The sequence below is a fragment of the Streptomyces sp. NPDC102451 genome, assembly GCF_044765485.1.
In the GTDB taxonomy this organism is placed as follows: domain Bacteria; phylum Actinomycetota; class Actinomycetes; order Streptomycetales; family Streptomycetaceae; genus Streptomyces.
Genome location: NZ_JBIWKD010000006.1, coordinates 31,541 through 52,472 on the forward strand (window position 1 = coordinate 31,541; position 20,932 = coordinate 52,472).

The following is a 20,932-nucleotide window of genomic DNA, read 5'->3' on the forward strand; positions in this document are numbered from 1 at the left end:
GAGCGGACCGGTCCAGGACCGGAGGCAGGGAGAGCGCCATGTCCTATCCGGAACCCGTCTACACGGACGGCGCGGGCGAGATCAGTGCGACGTACCGTCCGGCGGACACCGTCCCGAACCTGCTGACACGCAGCGGCGGGAACACCCATTACCTGGCCACGGCGGAGTCGACGCACGGCGAGTTCGGGCTGTACCGCATCAACATGGCGCCCAGGGCGGGCGGCCCCGCCGAGCACTTCCACCGGTCGATCTCGGAGTCGTTCTTCATCCTCGGCGGGACGGTGCGGATCTACGACGGGGAGCGATGGGTCGACGCCACCGAGGGCGACTTCCTGTACGTGCCCCAGGGCGGCCTGCACGCTTTCCGCAACGAGTCCGACGAACCCGCCTCCATGCTGTTGCTCTTCACCCCGGGGGCGCCCCGCGAGGAGTACTTCGAGAAGGTCGGGCAGGTCTCCGACTGGCCGGAGAAGGAGCGGGCGGAGTTCTTCTTCAAGCACGACACGTACTGGACGGGCTGACCCCTCCTACGGTGCGAGACCCGTCTTGAGTCCGGCCCCGCAGAGCGGGACGACCACGCTCCGGTCCGTCACCCCTCCCACGGCCGCCCAGCAGGCGACCCCGGTGGTCTCGACGAAGAAGCCGCGGGCCGCCAGGTCCTGCTGCGCCGTGCGGATCTGCTCCTCCGTCACCGTCAGGAAGGTGCCGCCCGACTCCCGTACGGCGGCGAGGATCTGCCGGGCGCGCGGCGGCCGGGGGATGGCGATCCCCTCGGCGAGGGTGGCCCGCGCCTGGTCGGGGGCGCCGTCCGGGAGGCCGTCGGCCCCCGCCCGGAACGCCGTGGCCAGCGGGGACACGGCTTCGGCCTGTACGGCGATGAGGGCCGGGCGCCGGTCGATCAGGCCGTGCGCGAGGAGCTCCGCGGTGGCGAGGGCGGCGCCCAGGAGCAGGGTGCCGTTGCCGACCGGCACGGCGAGGGCGTCGGGCAGGGTGCCGCCCAGGTCCTCCCAGATCTCGTAGACGTACGTCTTCGTGCCGTGCAGGAAGTACGGGTTGAAGACGTGCGAGGCGTAGAAGGTGCCGGGTGTCCCGGCGGCCTCCCGGGCGGCGGCCGCCGTGGCCTCCCGGCCGCCGGGCACCGTCTCCAGCCGGGCGCCGTGGGCGCGGATCTGCTCGGTCTTCTTGGGAGAGGTCCCCTCGGGTACGTACACCGTGCAGGGCAGGCCGGCCCGGGCGCAGTACGCGGCGACGGCCGTCCCCGCGTTGCCGCTGCTGTCCGCGACGACCCGGTCCGGGGCGAGCCTGCGGGCCAGTTCGGCCAGCATGACCGCGCCGCGGTCCTTGAAGGAGAGCGTCGGCATCAGGTAGTCGAGCTTGGCCGAGACCTGGTCCGTGAGCGGGACGAGAGGCGTCCGTCCTTCGCCCAGGGAGACCGTGGGGGCGGCCAGCGGGAGGGCCTCCTCGTAACGCCACAGCGAATTGACGCGGGTGCTCAGCGCGTCGATCCGGACGGGCGGGAGGGGGCCGGTGTCGAGGTCCCAGGGGCCACCGCAGACCGGGCAGCACCAGGCCCGCGTGGTGCTGCCCGCCCGGGCTCCGTCCTGGGGGCAGAGGTAGGTCGCCATGGGGAAGGGGGTGTCAGCCATGGGACGAATCTATGCGTGACGCATGCCCGGGGTGCGTGACGCATGCCCGGGGCAGGTATGCGCTGGTGGGCGGGGAATCATCACATCGAGTGAAACTCTGGCCCGCGCTTGCGGTACTCAACCCACGGTTGCGACGCTGTTGCTGTCTGTCAACCTGTTGGGAGTGGCCTGTGCCTTTCGGTGAGCAGCCCGCCTATCTGCGCGTGGCGAGCGATCTCAGGCAGAAGATCGTCAACGGCGCGCTGCCGCCCCATACCCGCCTGCCGTCGCAGGCCCGCATCCGCGAGGAGTACGGGGTCTCGGACACCGTCGCGCTGGAGGCGCGCAAGGTGCTGATGGCCGAGGGGCTCGTCGAGGGCCGGTCGGGTTCGGGGACCTATGTGCGCGCGCGTCCGGTCCCCCGCCGGATCGCCCGCTCCGGCTACCGGCCGGGGACGGGCGCCACGCCGTTCCGCCAGGAGCAGACGGCGGAAGGGGTGCGGGGGACCTGGGAGTCCCGCAGCGAGCAGGAGGGGGCGAGTGCCGAGATCGCCGAGCGGCTCGGGATCGAGCCGGGCGACCGGGTGATGCGCACGAGGTATGTCTTCCGGGAGGCGGGCGAGCCGATGATGCTGTCCACGTCCTGGGAGCCCCTGTCCGTCACGGGGCGCACGCCGGTGATGCTGCCCGAGGAGGGTCCGCTGGGCGGCTGCGGCGTCGTCGACCGCATGGCGGCGATCGACATCGTCGTGGACAACGTGGCGGAGGAGGTCGGGGCGCGCCCGGGGCTGGCGGAGGAGCTCCTGGCCCTCGGTGGAGTGCCTGGCCATGTGGTGATGGTGATCGGGCGGACGTACTACGCCTCGGGGCTGGCCGTCGAGACGGCCGACGTGGTCGTCCCTGCCGACCGCTACCGGATTGCCTACCATCTGCCGGTCAAGTGAGCGCCGAGGAGGGCGGGGTGACAGGTGGGACGGCTGTGGTGACCGCTGGGAGCGACGGCCTGTCCGCCCCGGGTGATGCGGAGTTAACGAGCCCGCGCCGCACGTAACCGGCGGGCAACCGTCCACCGTGACGGCTTGTCATGTCCAAGTCCTACCTTCCCGTTCGTCACCGCACACCGGACCGACGAACGGGAAGTCACCGATGACGGACATCGCCACGCCCACGACGGGCGAAGCGCCGCGACAGGAGCCGCAGGAGGGCCCCGGGGCGCCCCGGCGCAGCTACGCCAAGCTCGCCGCCGACGAGAGCCGCGAGGACTACTCGCTGCGCTACGCGCCGCACTCCTTCCGGCGCTGGTCGCCCTCGACGGTCGCGGGGACGGCGCTCGGAGGCATCGCGTATCTGGCCGACTTCGCGATCGGTGCGTCGATCGTCTTCACCTACGGATTCACCAGCGGGCTCGCCTCGATCCTGGCCGCTGCGGCGATCATCTTCCTCACCGGCATCCCGATCGCCCGGGCCTGCGCGAAGTACGGCCTGGACATGGACCTGGTCACCCGCGGGGCCGGCTTCGGCTACTTCGGCTCGACGCTGACCTCGCTGATCTACGCGTCCTTCACCTTCATCTTCTTCGCGCTCGAAGGCTCGATCATGGCGCAGGCCATGCACCAGGCCGTCGGCCTCCCCGTCGAGGCCGGCTATCTGGTCACCACGCTGATCGTCATCCCCATCGTCTTCCGGGGCATGGGCGCGCTGGCCAAGGTGCAGGCCTGGACCCAGCCGGTCTGGATCATCGGCATGGTGCTCCCCTTCGTGGTGCTCGCCGTCGAAGCCCCCGGATCCTGGGGCGCGTTCAGCTCCTTCACGGGTACGGAGGGGGCGGAGCCCGGCTTCTCCTGGATCGCCTTCGGGCTCGGTACGGGCGTCGCGCTCTCGCTCATCGCCCAGATCGGTGAACAGGCCGACTACCTGCGCTTCATGCCCGCCAGGACCGAGGCCAACAAGCGGCGGTGGAATCTCGCCGTACTCGCCGCCGGCCCCGGCTGGGTCGTGATCGGGGCGGCGAAGCAGCTCGGCGGCGCCTTCCTCGCCTTCGTCGCGCTGGAGGCGGTCGGCAAGACGCACGCGCTGGAGCCGATCGCCCCGCAGATCGAGGCGCTGAAGCCGTGGCTCGGCTCGTTCGCGCTGCCGGCCGCCGCCCTCTTCGTGATCGTCTCCCAGGTCAAGATCAATGTGACCAACGCCTACAGCGGCTCGCTGTCCTGGTCGAACTTCTTCTCGCGGATCACGCACAAGCACCCCGGCCGGGTCTGGTACATCTTCCTCAACCTCACCATCGCGCTGACGCTGATGGAGATGAACATGTTCGCGGCCCTCAACAAGCTGCTGGGCTTCTACTCCAACGTGGGCATCGCCTGGATCGCGGCCGTCGCCGCCGACCTGGTCATCAACAAGCGGATCGGGCTGAGCCCCCGTTACATCGAGTTCAAGCGCGCCTACCTCCACGCCGTCAATCCGGCCGGCTTCGGGGCGATGCTGATCGCGTCGACCGTCTCGATCCTCGCCTTCTTCGGACTGTTCGGCAGGTACGCCGAGGCCTTCTCCACCTTCATCGCGGCCGGACTGTCCCTGGTCCTCTGCCCGTTGATCGCCTGGCTGACGAAGGGGAAGTACTACCTGGCCCGGCCGAACCCGGTGAACGGTCCCGGCGTCGAGATCGCCGACATCACCGCCACGCACACCTGCGCGGTGTGCGAGACCGCCTACGAGCTGCCGGACATCGCGGACTGCCCGGTCCGGTCGGGGCCGATCTGCTCCCTGTGCTGCTCGCTGGACGAGGAGTGCGGGGACGTCTGCCGCAGGGAACCCGCGGCCGGCCCGGTGCTGATGCCGATGCCGGTCGTACGCACGCCGGTGGCACCGGTGACACCGGCCGGCTGACGGAGGGGAAACGCCGCCGACACGTCGGAGAGGGGCGCATTCGGGGGAGTGCGCCCCCATTGGTGTGGCCAAATGCGTGTCTCTTTGTGTAAACACGCATCCGCTGAGTGAAGGTCAGGCGTACGCTCGGGCATATGCGTACTGCGGTTTCCTGGGGATCCTTAGAGACGTGCACGCCGGTGGGGAGAGGGGCGGGATGCTGGGGAGGAACGCCATGACGGACAGCGGCGCCGTGCTCCCCTGGCTGGTGATCAGACAGGACGACAACGGCAACAGGTATCGCGTCGGGCGTTATGCGACGCAGGACGAGGCACAGAAGATCGCCGACGGCCTGGACCGTCACGGACACAAACAGCTCTACTGGGTGGAGCGAACGAGCCGGAGCGCGCGCCCGTAGGCCGCCTGCGGCAAGGGCCACCGACGGGCGGGGCCGCCGACCGGAGAGCGGCACCGGCTACGCTCCGGCACATGAGCGATTCCGTGGTGGTGGCCGGGGCCGTCTGCGACGGCGGGCGGCTCCTGGCCGCCCGCCGCAGCGCCCCGCCCGAGCTGGCCGGACGGTGGGAGCTGCCGGGCGGCAAGCTGGAGCCGGGGGAGAGCGGCGAGCAGGCGCTCGTACGGGAACTCCGGGAGGAGCTCGGTGTGGAGGCGGAGCCTCTGGAGCGCATCCCGGGGGAGTGGCCGCTGAAGCCCGGCTATGTGCTGCGGGTGTGGACGGTCCGGCTGCTGTCGGGCGAGCCCAGCCCGCTGGAGGACCACGACGAGCTGCGCTGGCTCGCCCCGGAGGAGACGGACACCGTCGACTGGCTGGACCAGGACCGCCCCGCCGTGGCCGAAGCCGCCCGCAGGCTGCGGGACGCCTCGCGCGCCTGACGAGGGCCTTGCCGGACGCCTGGGCGAAGCAGCGAGCGGGATGCACCCGTACGCCCCATAGCGCGCCATCTGCGATAGGTTGCTCTGAATATCGGGTATGTGCCGATTAGGCCCTGTGACAGGGTGCGCCCCCCTCTGCCGGCTCCGGGAAGTGATCGGCGTGACCGATACCGAAGGCGATTGCGCCGAGTGGAGCTTTCCGGCGGTGCCGGGCTCCGTGCGCAGCGCCAGGCACGCGGTCCGTGACGCACTGCACCAGTGGGGGTTCGACGCGACGGTGGGCGACGTCGCCGTACTGCTGGTCAGTGAGCTGGTGACCAATTCCCTGCGCTACGCCTCCGGACCCATCGGCGTCCGGCTGAGGTGGCCGCACCTCGACGGTGAGGGGCCCGACGTGGGTGGCGAGGGGCGGGGTCTGCTGGTGGAAGTCTCCGATCCGGTTCCGGATCCGCCCACCGAACGTACGGCCGGACCCGAGGACGAGGGGGGTCGCGGACTGCAGCTCGTGGCTTGTTCCGCGCGCCGCTGGGGGACCCGTCGCGGAAATGGTGGCAAGACCGTGTGGTTCGAGCTCCCTCTGCCTGGTTAGGAGTGGGAGGGGACGCACAGCGATCACCGGAGGTCGGGCAGGACCTGGCTGAAAGGGACTGAGACCGTGCTGTGATCGTGAACGCCGTGCCGGTGAGGCCCGTAGTGCTGAATACTGCGGGCAGGACCGGTCCGGTGTGTGAGCTGGAGGGGACGGTCGCGTGAGCGAGATACCTGGAACGGCGGGCGACGTCATGTGGCAGAGCAGCCCGCCCGGCTCGATCTATGACTACATCAGGGTCGCATCGTTCTCGATCGGGCCCGACGGCCTGATCGAGCAGTGGAGCCGGCGGGCCGCCGGTCTGTTCGGCATGGCCTCCGCGGAGGTGGTGGGCAGGGACCCGGTCGAGGCCTTCATGCCCGCCGAGCTGCGCCCGGACGCCCATCGGCGGGTCGGCGAGATCCTGGACGGCAAGGAGTGGACGGGCCTCGTCCCGTTCCGGATCCCGGGCGAGAACGCGGTCCGCGGGCTCGCCGAGATCTATGTCATGCCGAGCGAGACGGAGACCGGCGAGCGTGCGGCGGTCTGCATCGTCGTCGATGTCAGGGCGCTGCGCCGCATCGAGACGGACCTCGCCGCCTCGCAGGCGATTTTCGGCCAATCTCCCTTCGGGTTCGTCCTCTTCGGCACCGACTTCACCGTCGTACGGGCCAACAAGCGGTTCGCCACCGTCTTCGGCGGCGAGGCCGACGACCACCGCGGCCGCACGGTGGAGGACTATCTGGCCCGCCCGGAGGCCGAACGGCTCTCCGCCACGCTCAGGCGCGTCCTGGAGACGGGTGACGCCGTCACCGACCTCCAGCTCGTCGGCACCCCGCCCGGCACCACGGGCCGGCGCCACTGGTCCATGAACCTCTACCGCGTGCACAGCGGCGCCGGGCGCCCCATAGGCATCGCCGGACTCGCCACCGACGTCACACAACGGCACATCGCCGCCCGGGAGGCGGCCAGCGCCCGCCGTAACCTCGCCCTGCTCAACGAGGCCAGCGCGCGCATCGGCAACTCCCTCGACCTGGAGACCACCGCCCGGGAACTGCTCGACGTCGCCGTGCCCGGCTTCTGCGACCTCGCCTCCGTCGACCTCTACCAGGGGCTGCTCACCGGCGAGGAGGCGTCGCCCGCCAGCTGGGGCAGGCACCACCAGGAATCCGGCACGGGCTCCGCCGAGCTGCGCCGGGTCGCCCATGCCAGCGCAGTCTCCGACGCGCTCCCCGAGGTCTTCTCCGGCGCCGGCACGGGCAGCGGCGCCGAGGGCGACGGGGACACGGGCCCGCCCGCGCTCGGTTCGGTGCACCGCTACCCGTTCCACTCGCCCTGCGCCGTCGCCCTGCGCTCCGGCCGCGTCGAGGACGTGCCCGGCGACGGGCGCGGCTTCGTCCACTCCACCCTCGCCGTGCCGATGGTCGCGCACGACGTCGTCGTCGGCCTCGTCCAGTTCTCCCGTACCAAGGGCAGCGAGCCCTTCGGCGAACGCGACCGTGCGCTGGCCACCGAGCTCGCCGCCCGCGCCGCCGTCTGTATCGACAACGCCCGCCTCTACCGCAGGGAGCACGAGCGGGCGCTCATCCTCCAGCGCAGCCTGCTCCCCCCGGGCGACCCCGAGGCCGCGGGCCTGGACATCGCCTGCCGCTACCTCCCGGGCAACACGGCCACCGAGGTCGGCGGCGACTGGTTCGACGTCATCGAACTCCCCGGCCACCGCACCGCCCTGGTCGTCGGCGACGTGATGGGCCGTGGACTGCGGGCCGCCGTCGCCATGGGCGAACTGCGCACCGCCGTACGCACGCTGGCCCTCCTGGACCTGGAACCCGCCGAGGTGCTCTCCGCCCTCGACGAGGTCGCCCGGGGCCTCGGCACCCCGGGAGGCGGCGAGCGGAGCGAGGGCTTCGGCGCGGGCGGCGGCGCCCAGTGGCCCTCGCGGGCCGCCCACAAGTCACGCGAGGCCGACCTCTCCGAGGTCTATCTGGCGACCTGCGTGTACGCGGTGTACGACCCGGTCACCCGGCGCTGCACCTTCGCCAATGCCGGTCACCTCCCCCCGGTCGTGGCCGAGCCGGGCGAGCCCGCCCTGCTGCTCGACGTGCCGCCGGGCATGCCGCTCGGCGTCGGCGGCGAACCCTTCGAGGAGGTCGAGGTGGAGCTCAAGGAGGGCGCCCTCCTCGCGCTGTACACCGACGGGCTCGTCGAGTCCCGCGACCATCCGCTCGACGAGGGCCTCGACGCCTTCCGGCACGCCCTCACCGAACCGTCACAGCCCCTCGAAGACGTCTGCGACCACGTGCTGACGACCCTCGACACCCGGCACGGCGAGGACGACATCGCGCTGCTGATGGCCCGTATCCAGGGGCTCGCCCCGGACGCGGTGGGCGACTGGCGGCTCCCGCGCGAGCTCCGCTCGGTCGGCCGCGCCCGTGAGCTGGCCCGCGAACAGCTCACCGCCTGGGACCTGGACGACCTGGTGGACACCACCGAGCTGCTCGTCAGCGAACTCGTCACCAACGCCCTGCGCTACGGCGAGGGCGAGATCCGGCTCAGGCTGCTCCGCGACCGTACGCTCGTCTGCGAGGTGTGGGACGCGGGCCTCGTCCAGCCGAGGCGGCGCCGCGCACGCGACACCGACGAGGGCGGGCGCGGGCTGCAACTGGTCGGGCTGCTCAGCGCGGCCTGGGGCTCGCGGCGCACCCCGCGCGGCAAGACGGTCTGGTTCGAGCTGGCGCTGCCCGACGGGGCGCCCGCCGCGGAGCTCTCCGTGGAGCAGCTGCTGAGCATGTACTGACAGGGCGGGGCGGGCAGGTGGCCCGCCCCCGTCAGGAGGCGGACTTCAGGGCGGCGAGCCGGGCCTCGATCTCCGCGCTCTCCCCGAGGCTGTCCAGCTGCTCGAACTGGGCGTCCAGGGACGACGCGGCGAGTTCCTGCTTGCCCACCGCCCGCGCCTCCTCGCGCCGCACCTTGTCCTCGAAGCGCCCCAGCTCACTCGTCGGGTCCATGACGTCGATGCTCTTGACCGCGTCCATCATCCGGTTCTGGGCCTGGGCGGAGGCGGCGCGTGCGACCAGCTCGTCGCGCTTGGACTTCAGCTGGGTCAGCTTGTTCTTCATCTGGTCGAGGCCCGACTTCAGCTTGTCCACCACCACCGTCTGGGAGGCGATCGTCGGTTCGGCCGTCTTCGCCTCCTGCTCCGACTGGAGCTGCCGCCCCAGCGCCACCTTGGCGAGGTTGTCGAACCTGTCGGCCTCCGCCCCGGAACCCCCGGCGCGCAGCTCGTCGGCCTTGCGGCTCGCGGCCAGGGCCTTCTGGCCCCACTCCCGGGCCGCGTCGACGTCCTCGCGGTGGTCCTCCTCCATCAGCCTGAGGTTGCCGATGGTGGCGGCCACCGCCTGCTCGGCCTCGGCGATGTTGGCCGTGTAGTCGCGGATCAGCTGGTCCAGCATCTTCTGCGGGTCCTCCGCCTGGTCGATCAGGGCGTTGATGTTGGCCCGCGCCAGCTGGGTGACGCGGCCGAGGATGGTCTGCTTGGTCATGGCACCTCTCCTTGTGCGAAGTCCCCCGTGCGAAGTCCCCCTGTGCGAAGTCCCCCCTGGGCGAAATCCCGTCGTACGCGTGCCCCGGACGGTGTCAGAAGCGGCCCCCGCCGCCCCGCCGGCCGCGGGTCCCCCCGCCGCCGAAGCTGCCCGGACCGCCGCCGAACCCGCCGCCGGAACCGCCGAACCCGCCACCGAAGCCGCCCCCGAGCCCGCCGCGCCGCCCGCCGCCGAGCAGCCCGCCGAGGATGATGCCGCCCAGCACCGCGCCGCCCGCCCCGCCTCCGCCGCGCGGACCGCCGAAGCCGCTCCGGTCGCGGTAGTCGCGTACGTCCTGCTCGGCCAGGCTCCGCGCCTGCGCGGCCAGCGCGTCCGCCTGCTGCGCCTCGGCCAGGGCGCCCTGGGGGTCGTTGCCCTCGGACAGCTCCCGGGCCCTCTCCCAGCGCCGCTGGGCCTCCGCGAGCCGGGTGCGGGCCTGACTGCCGACCGCGCCCCGGTTGGTGGTGATGTAGTCCGCGGCGGCACCGATCGCCGCCCGCGCGGTGAGCATCGCCTGGTCGAGCAGCGAACGCGCGCGCCGCCCGCCCTGCTCCTGCTCCCGGGCCCCGGCCAGCGCCTCGTCCAGCGCCGCGTCGGCCTCCTCCACCCGGCGCAGCGCGTCGATCGGGTCGTACGGTCCGGAGCCGATCTCGCCGCGCACATCGCCGGCCACCGCCTCGGCGCGGGCGACCCGGCCCCGCAGATCCGCGGTCGGCACCCCCTCCGGGGTGCCATCCAGCAGGCCCCTGGCGTCGGCCAGGTCCGTCTCCGTCTCGGTGAGCGCGCCCGGCAGCTTGTCCGCGGCCTCGGCCAGCTCCCCGGCCCGCCGGTCGACCGCGTCCACCAGGGTGGACACCTGCTTGATCGCCCCCTCGGCGGCGCGGACGTACACCGCGGCCCGGGCATGGTCGTCGCTGTCCACCGCCTGGCGCGCCTGGTTGAGGGCGGAGGTGGTGAACGTCAGCCGGTCCTTGGCCTGTTCGAGGTCCCCGGCGGCGGGAGCGGACGCCGACTCGGCGTACCGCTCCCGCATCGCGCCGAGGGCCGTCTCCGCCGCAGCGACCCGCGCCGTCAGCTCGCGGTAGGTGGTCTCGGCGGTGGCCACGGCCTGCGGGGCGGTCTGTTCGAGGGAGCGCAGCCGGTCGAAGTCCTCGGACATCGCGTCCAGGCCTTCGTCGGCGTCCTTGCAGCGGCTGATGATCTCGTCGAGCATGCGGCGCCGTGTCGCGTCGTCCTCGGGGAAGGCGTCGTCCAGCTGCTGCCGCAGCCGGAAGGCGGCGGTCAGCTCGGACTTGGCGTGCTGGACGGCCGCGGCGAACGGTGCCGCGGCCTCCTCACCGAACTGGGCCGTGGCGAAGCCGAGCTCCTCCTCGCTGGTGCGCACGGCGTCGTCCGTGTCGACCAAATCCTCCTTGGCCCGCGCGTCCAGGTCGGGCAGCGGGACCGGCGGCGCGGCGGCCGCTCCGGCCTCGCCGCCCCAGCCGCCCGCCGCCGGAGTCGTACGGGTGCTCGTGCGCCGTCTGCGGCGGGCGAAGGTGAGGGCGGCGACGGCGACCACCACGACGACGAGGGCCAGGGGCAGGATCAGGCCGGCCGAGGAGCCGCCGGAGCCGCCCCCGGGATCCGCGGCGCCCGGGGTGACGGCGGGGGTCGGGACGGGGTCGCCGGCGAGCACCGCGGCGTAACCGTCGGCGGCGCCGATCGCGGCCCCGGCCCAGTCGTTCTGCCGGAGAGCCGGTTCGACCGCCGTGTTCGCCACGTCCTGGAGCTCGGCGTCGGTGAGGCGTGAGCCCTGGTCGACGGAGTAGGCGTACTGCCGGTCGTGCGTGGCCACGGCCAGCAGCACGTCCTCCTGTCCCAGGCCGTTGCGGTTCGCGGTCTCGTCGGTCCAGGTCTGGGCGTCCCGGCCGGAGAAGTCACGGACGTACGCCACGAACAGCTGCACCCGCTGCTCGTCGAACAAGCGGTCGAGCGCGGCCTCGACCTGCTGCTCACGGTCGCCGAGCGCGTCCACCCTGTCGGTGATCTGCCCGTCACGGGACAGCGTGACGGGGTCCTCGGCCCGGGCGCCCTGGGCGCCCGGCAGGGCGGTCCAGAGCACCGCTGTCAGGGCGGCGACGAGGACCCTGCCGGGTATCGAAGGCCGGGACATCCCGGTACGGCTCGCAGGCGGCGTCACATTCCGGAGGCTATGTCCGCCCACTGCCGCCCGCGACCCGGCACCGGGGACCGGCTCAGATGCTGAAGCGTTCCGCGGCGAGCAGCGGACGCACCCGTGACCGGAAGCCGCCCGTCCGGAACGGCCGCTGCAGCAGACCGGGCCTCAGGGCCTGGGCCAGCGCGGCGACGATCATGCCCTGGTCGAGCGCCAGCATGAAGTCGCTGACCCGCCCGGTGTCCACGTTCACCGAGTCCCGGAAGCCGTAGCCCTCGTGGTACGCGCCGAAGTCACGGTCCAGCGCCCGGAGGTTGGCCACCGCCTCCCGGCCGGCGTACGGCAGCGCGAGGAACGAGGCGTGCGGGGTGACGACACCGTTGGTGAACGCCGCCGGGTCCGGCAGCGGTGCGCCGTCCGCGGTGTACGTACGGTCCGTGTTGGAGGCGTAGCCGTCGACCTGCATGCCCAGCGCATCGACGCCGTACTCCTGGTAGCCGCCCTCGGGGACGTTCGCGGGGGAGAAGCCCCAGTAGCCGTACTCCGCCTCCGCCAGGCCGTGCTCGATCTGGCTGCGGACGTACCGCTGGTGGCTGCGGCCCCAGGACCGCGGCGACCACTCCGGCTCGGGGACGAACAGCGGCACCATCAGCGCCTCGAACATCGAGCCGCCCCAGGTGGGCACCAGCTTCCGTCCGCCGTGGGTGTAGTGGCCCTGCCAGACACGCACCCCGTCCATCACGGCGTACACACCACCCGGACGCTGCTCCTGCTCGTGCTCGGGCAGCATCGTGCGCAGCAGGTGCCAGTAGTGCTCGGAGGGCAGTGAGCCGTCCGCGATGCCGAGGTAACTGGCCATCCGGGGCTCGGTGTTGAGAGCGCCGTAATGGTGCGGGGTGGGCTCCTCCGTGTCGGTCCAGAAGCCGCCGCGCAGCTGCCCGGGGCCCGCCACGGGGTCGGAGGCGTCGTACGGCGTGTAGTAGTACGACCAGTCGGCGGTGGAGAGGATCCGCGCGATGCGGGGGCGCAGCGACGGGGTGGCGTCGGCGGCGATCCGCAGCCCGGTGACCAGCCAGGCGTTGTCGACCGAGGACAGGAACGGGCGTACGGGATCCCCGGTGCCGGGCCACTCGGTCAGCACGGAACCGTCGTGGGCGTCGTACCAGTTGAGCCAGAAGCCGTGGTGGCGCTCCAGCTTCTCGACGGCGGAGACGGTCCGCTCCAGGGTGCGGAGCATCGCGGCCCCGCTGATCACGCCGAGCCCGCCGGCCGCCACCGCCGACCAGAGGCCGCAGCCGATGTTGGTGGGCGAGGTCTGGCGCGAGACGACGGGTACGGCGCCGCTGACGTCGATCTTGTCGGCGGTGAGACCGAAACCGGTCGTCATCGCCTCGATCGAGCGGTACGTGTCGCGGAACCAGGCCAGGAGCTGCCCGGAGCCGGAGCCGGAGCCGGTGCGGCCGGCCGGTGCGGCGGCGGAGTACGGAGCGGTGAGGGCTCCGGCCGACAGGGCGGCGGCTCCCGTCCCGGCTGCGGTGAGAAACGTGCGACGGTCCATCGGAACCTCTCGGGAAGGGTCGGGGTCATCGTCGGTCACGGTGCGGCCCGGACGCGTCCGGGCAGGGTGGCGGGGGAGCCGTCGCAGGTCAGGTGGCGACGGCTCCCCCACCGGAGGGAGCGGTCAGGTGCTCCCTGTTCCGGGGGCCGGTCCCGGTGGGTGACCGGCAGGTCCCGCCGGTCCTACCGGCCGGCGGTGCGGGGCAGTTCGCGGGAACGGCCCAGGGAGCCCAGCCACTCGGCGGAGGGGCGCGCGGTCCGCTCGAAGGTCTCCCAGTCGATGCCGATCAGGCCGAAGGTCGGGGCGAAGGAGCCCCACTCGTAGTTGTCCAGGGCGCTCCAGGCCAGGTAGCCCTGGACGTTGAGCCCGTCCTCGATCGCGGAGGCCACCTCGTTCAGCGCGCCCGCGTAGTAGTCGACGCGACGGGTGTCGTCGGAGGTGGCGATGCCGTTCTCCGTGACGATCAACGGCATGTCGGTGCCGATGACCTCGGCGGTGTGACGCAGGGCGTGCCCGACGGCGGCGGGGTAGTACTCCCACTGCGTCAGCGTCCGCTCGACGTCGTCGGACGCGGGGACGGGGCCGTCGGCGCCGATCTCCGTACGGGTGTAGGACTGGACGCCGATCCAGTCGTCGCCGCGGGCGGCCTCGATGAAGACGTCCTCGCGCGGGTGGCGGTAGGCGGCGGTGACGTCCTCGGCGCCCGGGCGGGCCTGGTAGACCTGGTTGGCGATGGTCCAGCCGACCTGGATCCCGGCGTCGATCGCCCGGACCTCCTTCACGGCCGCGTGGTGCGCCGCGATGACGGCCTCGGTGGTCTCGTCGTCGGGGGTGGGCAGCCCGGCCGGCGGGAAGCCGATGTCACCGCGCTTGGCCTGGCCGGCCATCACGGCGATCATGTTCGGCTCGTTGATCGTGCAGACATGGCTGACGCCCTCGGAGATCACCGGTGCGCAGGCCGCGACGTAGCGGGCGAAGAGCTCGGTGGCGCCGTCCGCCGTCCAGCCGCCGCGTGCCTCGAACCACTGCGGCACGGTGAAGTGGTGCAGGGTGACCATCGGGCGCAGCCCGCGGGCGATCGCCCCCTCGACCATGCGGCGGTAGTGGGCCAGCTCGGCCCGGGAGAACCGGCCCTCGGCGGGCTCGATACGCGCCCATTCGATGGAGAAGCGGTAGTCGGTGAAGCCGAGGGACGCCAGCAGGTCCATGTCCTCGCGCCAGCGGTGGTAGCTGTCGCAGGCGTCCAGGCTGGGCTCCTGGATGTGGGTGCCGGTGGAGTGCTCCTTGACCCACCAGTCGCTGTTGGTGTTGTTGCCCTCGATCTGGTGGGCGGCCGTGGAGGCGCCCCACAGGAAGCCTTCGGGGAACGGGACAGGGGCGTGCGTCATCGCGGAGTGTCTTTCTGTGCGTGAAGGGGTGCGGCCGCGGTGCGGGGTGCGGCCTCGTGTGCGTACGGGGGCGGGGGGCTACTTCATGCCGGCCGTGGCGATGCCCTGGGTGAAGTGCCGCTGCAGGGCGATGAAGAGGATCAGCACCGGCAGGACGACCAGGAAGGCTCCGGCCATCAGCATGCCGTTGGAGCCGCCCGCCTTGTTGGGGTCGGTCGCGAACGTGGCCAGGGCGACCGGGAGCGTGTACTTGTCCGGGTCGTTGGTCGCGATCAGCGGCCAGACGAAGTTGTTCCAGGAGCCGAGGAAGGTGAAGATCGACAGCGTCGCGAGGGCGGGCTTCACCAGCGGCATGACGATCCGCCAGAAGATGTACCACTCACCGGCGCCGTCCATCCGGGCCGCTTCCAGCAGCTCGTCCGGGATCGACTGCATGAACTGCCGCATCAGGAAGACCCCGAAGGCTCCGGCCGCGAAGGGCAGCACCAGACCGGCGTACGAGTCGATCAGCTTGAGCTTGCTCATCAGCACGAACAGCGGCAGCAGCATCAGGTTGCCGGGCACCATCAGGGCGCCCAGGACGATGCCGAAGATCTTGTTGCGGCCGACGAACCTCAGCTTGGCCAGGGCGTAGCCGAGCATCGAGCAGAACACCAGGTTCGAGACGGTGACCAGCACCGCCACGATCACGGAGTTCATGAAGTACAGCGGCAGGTCCAGCTTGTCGAGGAGCTGCCGGAAGTTCTCCAGGGTCCACTCGGTGGGGATCCACACCGGGGGACTGGCCGAGAGATCGCTCGTCGTCTTGAAGGACGAGACGGCCATCCAGAGGAACGGCGCCGACATGACCAGCAGTCCCAGCGAGAGCAGGACGTAGACCAGGGGACGCTTCAGGTTCCGGGACGTGCCCGTGGGCGCCGTCCGCGCGGGTGCTTCACCGACGGTCATTTGGTGTTGTCCTTCAGCAGTCGGAGCTGCAGCACCGTGATGCCCATGATCACCATGAAGAGCACGTACGCCATGGCGCTCGCGTAGCCCATGTGGAAGAAGTTGAAGCCCTCGCGGTACATGTTCAGCGACACGGTCAGCGTGGAGTCCGAGGGGCCGCCCTGCGTCATCACGAACGGCTCCTCGAAGACGTTGAGGTAGCCGATGGTCGTGATCACCGTGGCGTAGAGGAGCGTCGGCCGCAGCAGCGGGACCGTGATCCCGCGGAACTCCTGCCACACCCCGGCGCCGTCGAGCCGCGCCGCCTCCCTGACCTCGGTCGGGATCGCCTGGAGGCCCGCGATGAAGAGCACCATGACCGTGCCGACGTTGCGCCAGACGGCCATCGCGATCATCGACGGCATGGCCAGCGCCTCGGAACCGAGGAAGTCCGGCGCGGTGAGGCCCACTTCGGAGAAGAGGCCCGCGATCAGCCCGTCGCTCGGGTCCAGCACGAACCGCCACACCACGGCCACGGCCACGATGGTGGTGACCACCGGGGCGTAGAAACCGACCCGGAAGAAGGTCCTCGCCCGGTCGATGCCGTTGTTCAGCAGGACGGCGACGACCAGCCCGATCGCGATGGTGAGCGGGACGCCCACCACGACGAAGTACGCCGTGTTGAAGAGCGACTTGAGGAACTTCTCGTCGCCGAACAGCTCGGTGTAGTTCTCGAAGCCGATGAAGTTCGCTTCCCAGGGGCGCGTGACGTTGCGCAGCCCGAAGTCCGTGAAGCTCATCAGCAGCGTGGCGAGGATGGGGAACGCCATGAAGACGGTGAACAGGACGAGGAACGGGGTGGAGAAGAGCCAGCCCGCCGCGTTCTGCACGCCCATCGAGCGCTTCCGGCGCCGGGGCCCTTCGTGGCCGGCCCGGGGGCGGGGTGCCCCGGGGCCTTCCTTCACCTCGGCCGGCTGTGCGGCCCGTGCGGTCGTGGTGCCCATGGCTACTGCTTCACGAGGCCTTCGATCTCGGACTGCGCGGTCTTCAGCGCGTCCTCGGCGGAGGCCTTGCCCTGCGTCACCTTGGCGATCGCCTGGTCGACCTTGTCGTTGATCTCGGTCAGCTGGGCCGAGGGGTGGGAGGACTTCGCGGTGTCCATCTGCTTCTTGAAGACCTGGAGGTTCGCGTCGTCGGCGAGCTTGCCGGAGTCCCAGGCCGTGGTGTTCGCGGGGAGGTCCTTGGTGCGCTCGTACCAGTCGGCCTGGCCCTCGGCGTCCGTGAGGTACTGGATGAACTCCGTGGCCGCCGCCTTGTGCTCGCTGTCCTTGGAGACCACCAGCGAGGAGCCGCCCGCCTGGGACGCGGAGGTCGCGTCGGCCGGGACGGGGGCCACCGCCCACTTGCCCTTGATCTGCGGCTGGCCCTCGTTCAGCAGGGTGACGTGCCAGGGGCCGCCGAAGAACATGGGGACCCGGCCGTTGCCGAAGTCCTTCACGACGTCGTAGCCCGGCTGCACCGAGGTGTTGGAGAGGCCCTGCTCGAAGTACGCGCCGTACTCCTTCAGCGCCTTGACGGCCTCGGGGCTGTCGATGACGACCTCGCCCTTGTCGTCGACGATCTCGCCGCCGGCGGAGTAGAGGAACGGGTAGAAGCTCTGCACCGTGTCCAGGCCGCTGGGCTGGACGGACAGGCCCCACTTGGTGCCGGCCTTCTTCTGGTAGGCGGTCGCCAGGTCCCGCATCTCCTGCCAGTCGGCGGGCGCCTTGTCCACGCCGGCCTTCTTCGCCAGGTCGGTGCGGTAGTAGAGGACCCGGGTGTCGACGTACCACGGGACGCCGTACGCGGTGCCGTCCACCTCGCCCTGGTTCCAGCCCGCCGGGAAGAAGTCCTTCTTGGCGAAGGTCTTCGTGTCGACCGGCTCCAGGACACCGAGCTCGGCGAACTCTCCCATGTAGGTCCCGCCCATCTGCGCCACGTCCGGCATGGTGCCGGCCGCCGCGGCGGAGACGAGCTTCTGGTGCGCGACGTCCCAGCCGACCGGGGTCACCTTCACGGTGACGTTGGGGTGGGCCTTCTCGTACACCTCGGCCACCTCGGCGAGCTTCTCGCCCTCGGCCCCCATGGCCCAGACCGTGAGCGTCTGCTTCGCGTCCGCGGCGACGTCGGAGCCCCCGGAGCTGCCGCAGGCGGAGAGGCCCAGGGCGAGCGCCACGGTGAGGGCGGCTGAGGCGGTTCTGGCGGTGCGGGACATGGAGGGCTCCTCCTCGAGCAATCCGAATGTATGCGCTGCCTGTAAGCGCATACATCACTCTGCGGCAGTCGTTCCGGAATCCGCAAGAGGGTGCTGGGTCACACTCGTGCAACGTGCTCGACACCTGGAGGTTCGTTCGGGGCACCGTAAGCACACCGTTTGCGAATTTGAAGTGGATGTGACCGATTCCGCTTGGGGTCAGGGGCGGTGGGAGGGCCGGCCGACAGGATCCGGGGAGGCCCTACTGTCCTGCTCATGGCTTCGTCAGAGCACGACTTCCCCTTCGACCCCTCCTACGGCCGGACGCTCGACGACCTGTTGCGCGTACCGGCCCCCGCGGAACCCGAGGACTTCGAGGCGTTCTGGACGGCACGTCACCGTGCGGCGCGCGCGGTCGTCACCGCCCCCGAGGTGGGCCCCGTCGAGGAGGAGCGCGACGGGGTCCGGCTGCACGGCGTGACCTTCACGTCCGTCGGCGGCGTACGCCTCGGCGGCTGGCTCGCACTGCCCGCCGACGGCCCGGCGGAGCACGGCTTCGTCATCGGGCACGGCTACGGAGGCCGCCGGGAGGCCGGGCCCGACGTGCCGTTGCCGCTGCCCCGGTCCGCCGCGCTCCTGCCCTGCGTACGGGGCATGGGGTCCCGCGGGCTGGTGCCCGGCATCCCGGACGAGGCGGCGGGGCACGTCCTGCACGGCATCGGATCGCGCGACACCTATGTCATCGGCGACTGCGTGGCCGACCTGTGGTGCGCGGCCTCGGCGCTCCAGGAGCTGGTGCCCGGGCTCGCGGGCCCCGGCCGGCTCGGCTGGCTGGGGGAGAGCTTCGGCGGCGGGCTCGGGGCCCTCGCGCTGCCCTGGGACGAACGGTTCGGCGCGGCGCAGCTCACCGTCCCGACCTTCGGTAACCACCCCCTGCGGCTCACCCTGCCCTGCGTGGGCAGCGGGGAGTCCGTACGCGCCCACCACCGCGAGCACCCCGAAGTGACGGAAGTCCTGCGCTACTTCGACGCGGCGACCGCCGCCGCGCGGCTGGAGCTGCCGACGCTGGTGGCCGCGGCGCTGTTCGACCCGTCGGTGCCGCCGCCGGGGCAGTTCGCCGTGCACAACGCACTGCCCGGCCCCCGGGAGCTGATGGTGCTGGAAGCGGGCCACTTCGCGTACGAGGGGCTCGCCGAGGAGACCGCGGAGCTCGCCGCCCGGCGCGGACGCTTCTTCGGGACATGGCTGGGGGGCCGCCGCCCCGGGCGGCCGGGGGTCAGCCGCAGCCCGCCCGGAGCCTGGCCGGGGGTCAGCCGCAGCCGCAGCTCGCCCGGCGGGCGAGGGCGACGGGCAGCTCCAGTGACACCGGGTCGCGGCTCGGGTCTGCCAGGCGTTGCACCAGCAACTCCACCGCCTGCTCGCCCAGCTGCCGGATCGGCTGCCGTACGGTCGTGAGCGAGGGGCGCACGATCCGGCTCAGCGGGATCCCGTCGAAGCCGGTCACGGCGATGTCCTCGGGCACCCGCACCCCGCGCCGCTCCAGCGCGCGCAGCGCCCCCACCGCCATCTGGTCGTTGGCGAAGAGCATCGCCTCCGGCCGCTCGGAACCCCCGTCGAGCAGCGTCTCGGCGGCCCGCGCACCCTCCGCCCGCGTCATCATCCCGGTCCGCAGGTCGGGTGCGTCCGGCACCGGCAGCCCGGCGTCGCGGCACGCGTCCCGGAAGCCCCGGAACCGCGCCTCGGCGTCGGGGGAGTCCGGATCGCCCCCGACGAAGGCGAGCCGCCGCAGCCCGTGGTCCTCGATCAGATGGCGGGCCAGCTCGCGCTGCCCCGCGGCGTTCGCGACGACGATGTGGTCGAGGTGGTCGAGCTCGCGCGGTCCGGCGAGCATCACCACGGGAAGCCGGCGCGATATGACGTCGAGGTCCTCGGTCGGCACGGTCTGGGCCAGCACGGCGAAGCCGTCCACCCGCCCCGCCACCTTCGCGACGAGGCTTTCGGGCCCGCCCTGCAGCGACGCGGCGATCAGGAGGGCGTAGCCGTGGCGGCGGGCCGCCCGCTCCATGCCGCGGATGATCTGGTCGGAGTACAGCATCGCCGCGTCGTCGGCCCCGCTGTCGGTCTCCGCGTCGGCCTCGGCGTCCGGGTCGGCGTAGTCGGGGAAGCAGAGCCCCAGCACCCCGGTGGTGCGGCTGGCCAGCCCCCGGGCGTTCCCGCTCGGTACGTAACCGAGCTCGCGGGCCGCATCCAGCACCCTCTCCCGCGTCTGGGCGCGTACGGAGTCGGGGTTGCGGTAGACCCGGGAGACCGTGGCGATCGAGACGCCCGACCGCTCGGCGACGTCGTACACCGTAGGGGCGCTCACTCGACCGACCGTCCGCTTCTTCTCCGTGCGCAGCACCCGCTGCTGCGGGTGGCGGCCCTCTTCTGAAAGCGCATTCACCCTAGATCGCGGGCCCGGCGACGGGCAACAGGGGCCCGGTGCGGCGCGCCGCCCGCAGGTCACGTGCCCTCTTTGCCGAATAATAGACAGGCAGCCTTGCAAGATGTCCTGCCCATCTTTACCGTGGAAAACATGTCCGGAAAGCCCGAGAACATGGAGAACGCCTCGCCGCGGGCCGCTGTCGACCCGACGGCCGAGCACGTGGCGGAAGACCTCTCGGCCGTAGTCGGCCGGCTGCTCAGGCGGCTGCGGAGCTCCTCGGCGGACAGCCTGCTCACCCCCTCCCAGCGCTCGGTCCTCGCCCGGCTCGAGGACGGCGGACCGGCCACCACGGCGGCCCTGGCCAGGGCCGAGCTCGTGCGGCCCCAGTCGATGCGGCTGACCCTCGGCGCCCTGGAGGGCCAGGGGTTCGTCACCCGCGCCCCCGATCCGGCGGACGGCCGCAAGTCGGTCGTGTCGGTCACCGAGGAGGGCAGCACCGTCCTGGCCGGGGTGCGGGCCGCCAAGCGGAGCTGGCTGGCCGACGCGATCGCCGGCGAGCTGGACGGCGCCGAGCGCCGTAAGCTCGCCGAGGCCGTCGAGCTCATCGGCCGTCTGGTCGACAAGTGACCCGTCCCGGCACCGAGCTGACCACCGGCGCGCCGGTGGCGGACCCCCGCGCCGCACCGCCGGCCCTGCCCGACGGACCCGGCCCC

General features: G+C 71.9%; 17 protein-coding genes and 1 pseudogene. 9 read left to right on the forward strand and 9 right to left on the reverse strand.

The window, feature by feature from the left end:
• Positions 1–38 precede the first annotated feature (38 nt).
• Positions 39–521: a cupin domain-containing protein gene (locus ACIRD8_RS15695; RefSeq protein ID WP_403990833.1), complete on the forward strand. Its 483-nt coding sequence runs from the start codon at positions 39–41 to the stop codon at positions 519–521.
• A 6-nt stretch (positions 522–527) separates the two neighbouring features.
• Here the strand turns inward: ACIRD8_RS15695 and ACIRD8_RS15700 are convergent, their stop codons facing one another.
• Positions 528–1,646, reverse strand: coding sequence for a threonine synthase (locus tag ACIRD8_RS15700; RefSeq protein WP_403990836.1), 1,119 nt, complete (start codon positions 1,644–1,646; stop codon positions 528–530).
• 170 nt (positions 1,647–1,816) lie between these two features.
• On the opposite strand from ACIRD8_RS15700, the gene ACIRD8_RS15705 reads away from it, so the two are divergent.
• From ACIRD8_RS15705 to ACIRD8_RS15730, 6 genes are all read left to right on the forward strand, one after another.
• Positions 1,817–2,569, forward strand: coding sequence for a GntR family transcriptional regulator (locus ACIRD8_RS15705; RefSeq protein WP_403990839.1), 753 nt, complete (start codon positions 1,817–1,819; stop codon positions 2,567–2,569).
• A 202-nt stretch (positions 2,570–2,771) separates the two neighbouring features.
• Positions 2,772–4,511: a purine-cytosine permease family protein gene (locus ACIRD8_RS15710; RefSeq protein ID WP_403990842.1), complete on the forward strand. Its 1,740-nt coding sequence runs from the start codon at positions 2,772–2,774 to the stop codon at positions 4,509–4,511.
• A 214-nt stretch (positions 4,512–4,725) separates the two neighbouring features.
• A complete protein-coding gene (locus ACIRD8_RS15715; RefSeq protein ID WP_033298025.1) occupies positions 4,726–4,908 on the forward strand; it encodes a hypothetical protein in 183 nt (60 codons plus the stop codon).
• Between the two features lie 71 nt (positions 4,909–4,979).
• Positions 4,980–5,384 carry a (deoxy)nucleoside triphosphate pyrophosphohydrolase gene (locus ACIRD8_RS15720; protein WP_403990844.1) on the forward strand — a complete coding sequence of 135 codons (405 nt, stop codon included), beginning with the start codon at positions 4,980–4,982 and terminating at the stop codon, positions 5,382–5,384.
• A gap of 151 nt (positions 5,385–5,535) precedes the next feature.
• Complete coding sequence (locus ACIRD8_RS15725) at positions 5,536–5,973, forward strand: ATP-binding protein (protein ID WP_403990847.1); 438 nt, start codon at positions 5,536–5,538, stop codon at positions 5,971–5,973.
• 193 nt (positions 5,974–6,166) lie between these two features.
• Positions 6,167–8,749: a SpoIIE family protein phosphatase gene (locus tag ACIRD8_RS15730; RefSeq protein ID WP_403991813.1), complete on the forward strand. Its 2,583-nt coding sequence runs from the start codon at positions 6,167–6,169 to the stop codon at positions 8,747–8,749.
• Between the two features lie 31 nt (positions 8,750–8,780).
• Here ACIRD8_RS15730 and ACIRD8_RS15735 read toward each other — a convergent pair whose 3' ends face one another.
• The 7 genes from ACIRD8_RS15735 to ACIRD8_RS15765 all read right to left on the reverse strand — a co-directional run bounded on the left by ACIRD8_RS15735 (position 8,781) and on the right by ACIRD8_RS15765 (position 17,815).
• Positions 8,781–9,494, reverse strand: a complete 714-nt coding sequence (locus ACIRD8_RS15735) for a PspA/IM30 family protein (RefSeq protein ID WP_403990850.1) — start codon at positions 9,492–9,494, stop codon at positions 8,781–8,783.
• 94 nt (positions 9,495–9,588) lie between these two features.
• Positions 9,589–11,685, reverse strand: a complete 2,097-nt coding sequence (locus ACIRD8_RS15740; protein WP_403991816.1) for a TPM domain-containing protein — start codon at positions 11,683–11,685, stop codon at positions 9,589–9,591.
• Between the two features lie 82 nt (positions 11,686–11,767).
• Positions 11,768–13,246 (reverse strand): glucoamylase family protein, encoded by a 1,479-nt coding sequence (locus ACIRD8_RS15745; RefSeq protein ID WP_403990853.1) that lies wholly within the window; start codon positions 13,244–13,246, stop codon positions 11,768–11,770.
• 182 nt (positions 13,247–13,428) lie between these two features.
• Positions 13,429–14,634 (reverse strand): glycoside hydrolase family 1 protein, encoded by a 1,206-nt coding sequence (locus ACIRD8_RS15750; protein ID WP_403990856.1) that lies wholly within the window; start codon positions 14,632–14,634, stop codon positions 13,429–13,431.
• 78 nt (positions 14,635–14,712) lie between these two features.
• A complete protein-coding gene (locus tag ACIRD8_RS15755) occupies positions 14,713–15,582 on the reverse strand; it encodes a carbohydrate ABC transporter permease (protein ID WP_403990858.1) in 870 nt (289 codons plus the stop codon).
• The gene (locus ACIRD8_RS15760; RefSeq protein ID WP_403990861.1) at positions 15,579–16,565 is read right to left on the reverse strand and encodes a carbohydrate ABC transporter permease; all 987 of its coding nucleotides are present in this window, start codon (positions 16,563–16,565) and stop codon (positions 15,579–15,581) included. Before ACIRD8_RS15760 ends, ACIRD8_RS15755 begins: the two co-directional genes overlap by 4 nt.
• Before the next feature lie 2 nt (positions 16,566–16,567).
• Positions 16,568–17,815, reverse strand: coding sequence for a sugar ABC transporter substrate-binding protein (locus ACIRD8_RS15765; RefSeq protein ID WP_403990864.1), 1,248 nt, complete (start codon positions 17,813–17,815; stop codon positions 16,568–16,570).
• Between the two features lie 255 nt (positions 17,816–18,070).
• Between ACIRD8_RS15765 and ACIRD8_RS15770 the strand changes: the two are divergent.
• Positions 18,071–19,042: pseudogene (locus ACIRD8_RS15770) on the forward strand (acetylxylan esterase); the annotation flags it as partial.
• A 61-nt stretch (positions 19,043–19,103) separates the two neighbouring features.
• On the opposite strand, the gene ACIRD8_RS15775 reads toward ACIRD8_RS15770, so the two are convergent.
• Complete coding sequence (locus ACIRD8_RS15775; RefSeq protein ID WP_403990867.1) at positions 19,104–20,159, reverse strand: LacI family DNA-binding transcriptional regulator; 1,056 nt, start codon at positions 20,157–20,159, stop codon at positions 19,104–19,106.
• Between the two features lie 210 nt (positions 20,160–20,369).
• Between ACIRD8_RS15775 and ACIRD8_RS15780 the strand changes: the two genes are divergently transcribed.
• Complete coding sequence (locus ACIRD8_RS15780; protein ID WP_403990870.1) at positions 20,370–20,846, forward strand: MarR family winged helix-turn-helix transcriptional regulator; 477 nt, start codon at positions 20,370–20,372, stop codon at positions 20,844–20,846.
• Positions 20,847–20,932 lie beyond the last annotated feature (86 nt).

Coding starts and splice junctions, on each gene's coding strand:
- ACIRD8_RS15695 (WP_403990833.1), top strand. CDS start 39: ATGTCCTATCCGGAACCCGTCTACACGGACGGCGCGGGCGAGATCAGT.
- ACIRD8_RS15700 (WP_403990836.1), bottom strand. CDS start 1,646: ATGGCTGACACCCCCTTCCCCATGGCGACCTACCTCTGCCCCCAGGAC.
- ACIRD8_RS15710 (WP_403990842.1), top strand. CDS start 2,772: ATGACGGACATCGCCACGCCCACGACGGGCGAAGCGCCGCGACAGGAG.
- ACIRD8_RS15715 (WP_033298025.1), top strand. CDS start 4,726: ATGACGGACAGCGGCGCCGTGCTCCCCTGGCTGGTGATCAGACAGGAC.
- ACIRD8_RS15720 (WP_403990844.1), top strand. CDS start 4,980: ATGAGCGATTCCGTGGTGGTGGCCGGGGCCGTCTGCGACGGCGGGCGG.
- ACIRD8_RS15730 (WP_403991813.1), top strand. CDS start 6,167: ATGTGGCAGAGCAGCCCGCCCGGCTCGATCTATGACTACATCAGGGTC.
- ACIRD8_RS15735 (WP_403990850.1), bottom strand. CDS start 9,494: ATGACCAAGCAGACCATCCTCGGCCGCGTCACCCAGCTGGCGCGGGCC.
- ACIRD8_RS15740 (WP_403991816.1), bottom strand. CDS start 11,685: ATGTCCCGGCCTTCGATACCCGGCAGGGTCCTCGTCGCCGCCCTGACA.
- ACIRD8_RS15745 (WP_403990853.1), bottom strand. CDS start 13,246: ATGGACCGTCGCACGTTTCTCACCGCAGCCGGGACGGGAGCCGCCGCC.
- ACIRD8_RS15750 (WP_403990856.1), bottom strand. CDS start 14,634: ATGACGCACGCCCCTGTCCCGTTCCCCGAAGGCTTCCTGTGGGGCGCC.
- ACIRD8_RS15755 (WP_403990858.1), bottom strand. CDS start 15,582: ATGACCGTCGGTGAAGCACCCGCGCGGACGGCGCCCACGGGCACGTCC.
- ACIRD8_RS15760 (WP_403990861.1), bottom strand. CDS start 16,565: ATGGGCACCACGACCGCACGGGCCGCACAGCCGGCCGAGGTGAAGGAA.
- ACIRD8_RS15765 (WP_403990864.1), bottom strand. CDS start 17,815: ATGTCCCGCACCGCCAGAACCGCCTCAGCCGCCCTCACCGTGGCGCTC.
- ACIRD8_RS15780 (WP_403990870.1), top strand. CDS start 20,370: ATGTCCGGAAAGCCCGAGAACATGGAGAACGCCTCGCCGCGGGCCGCT.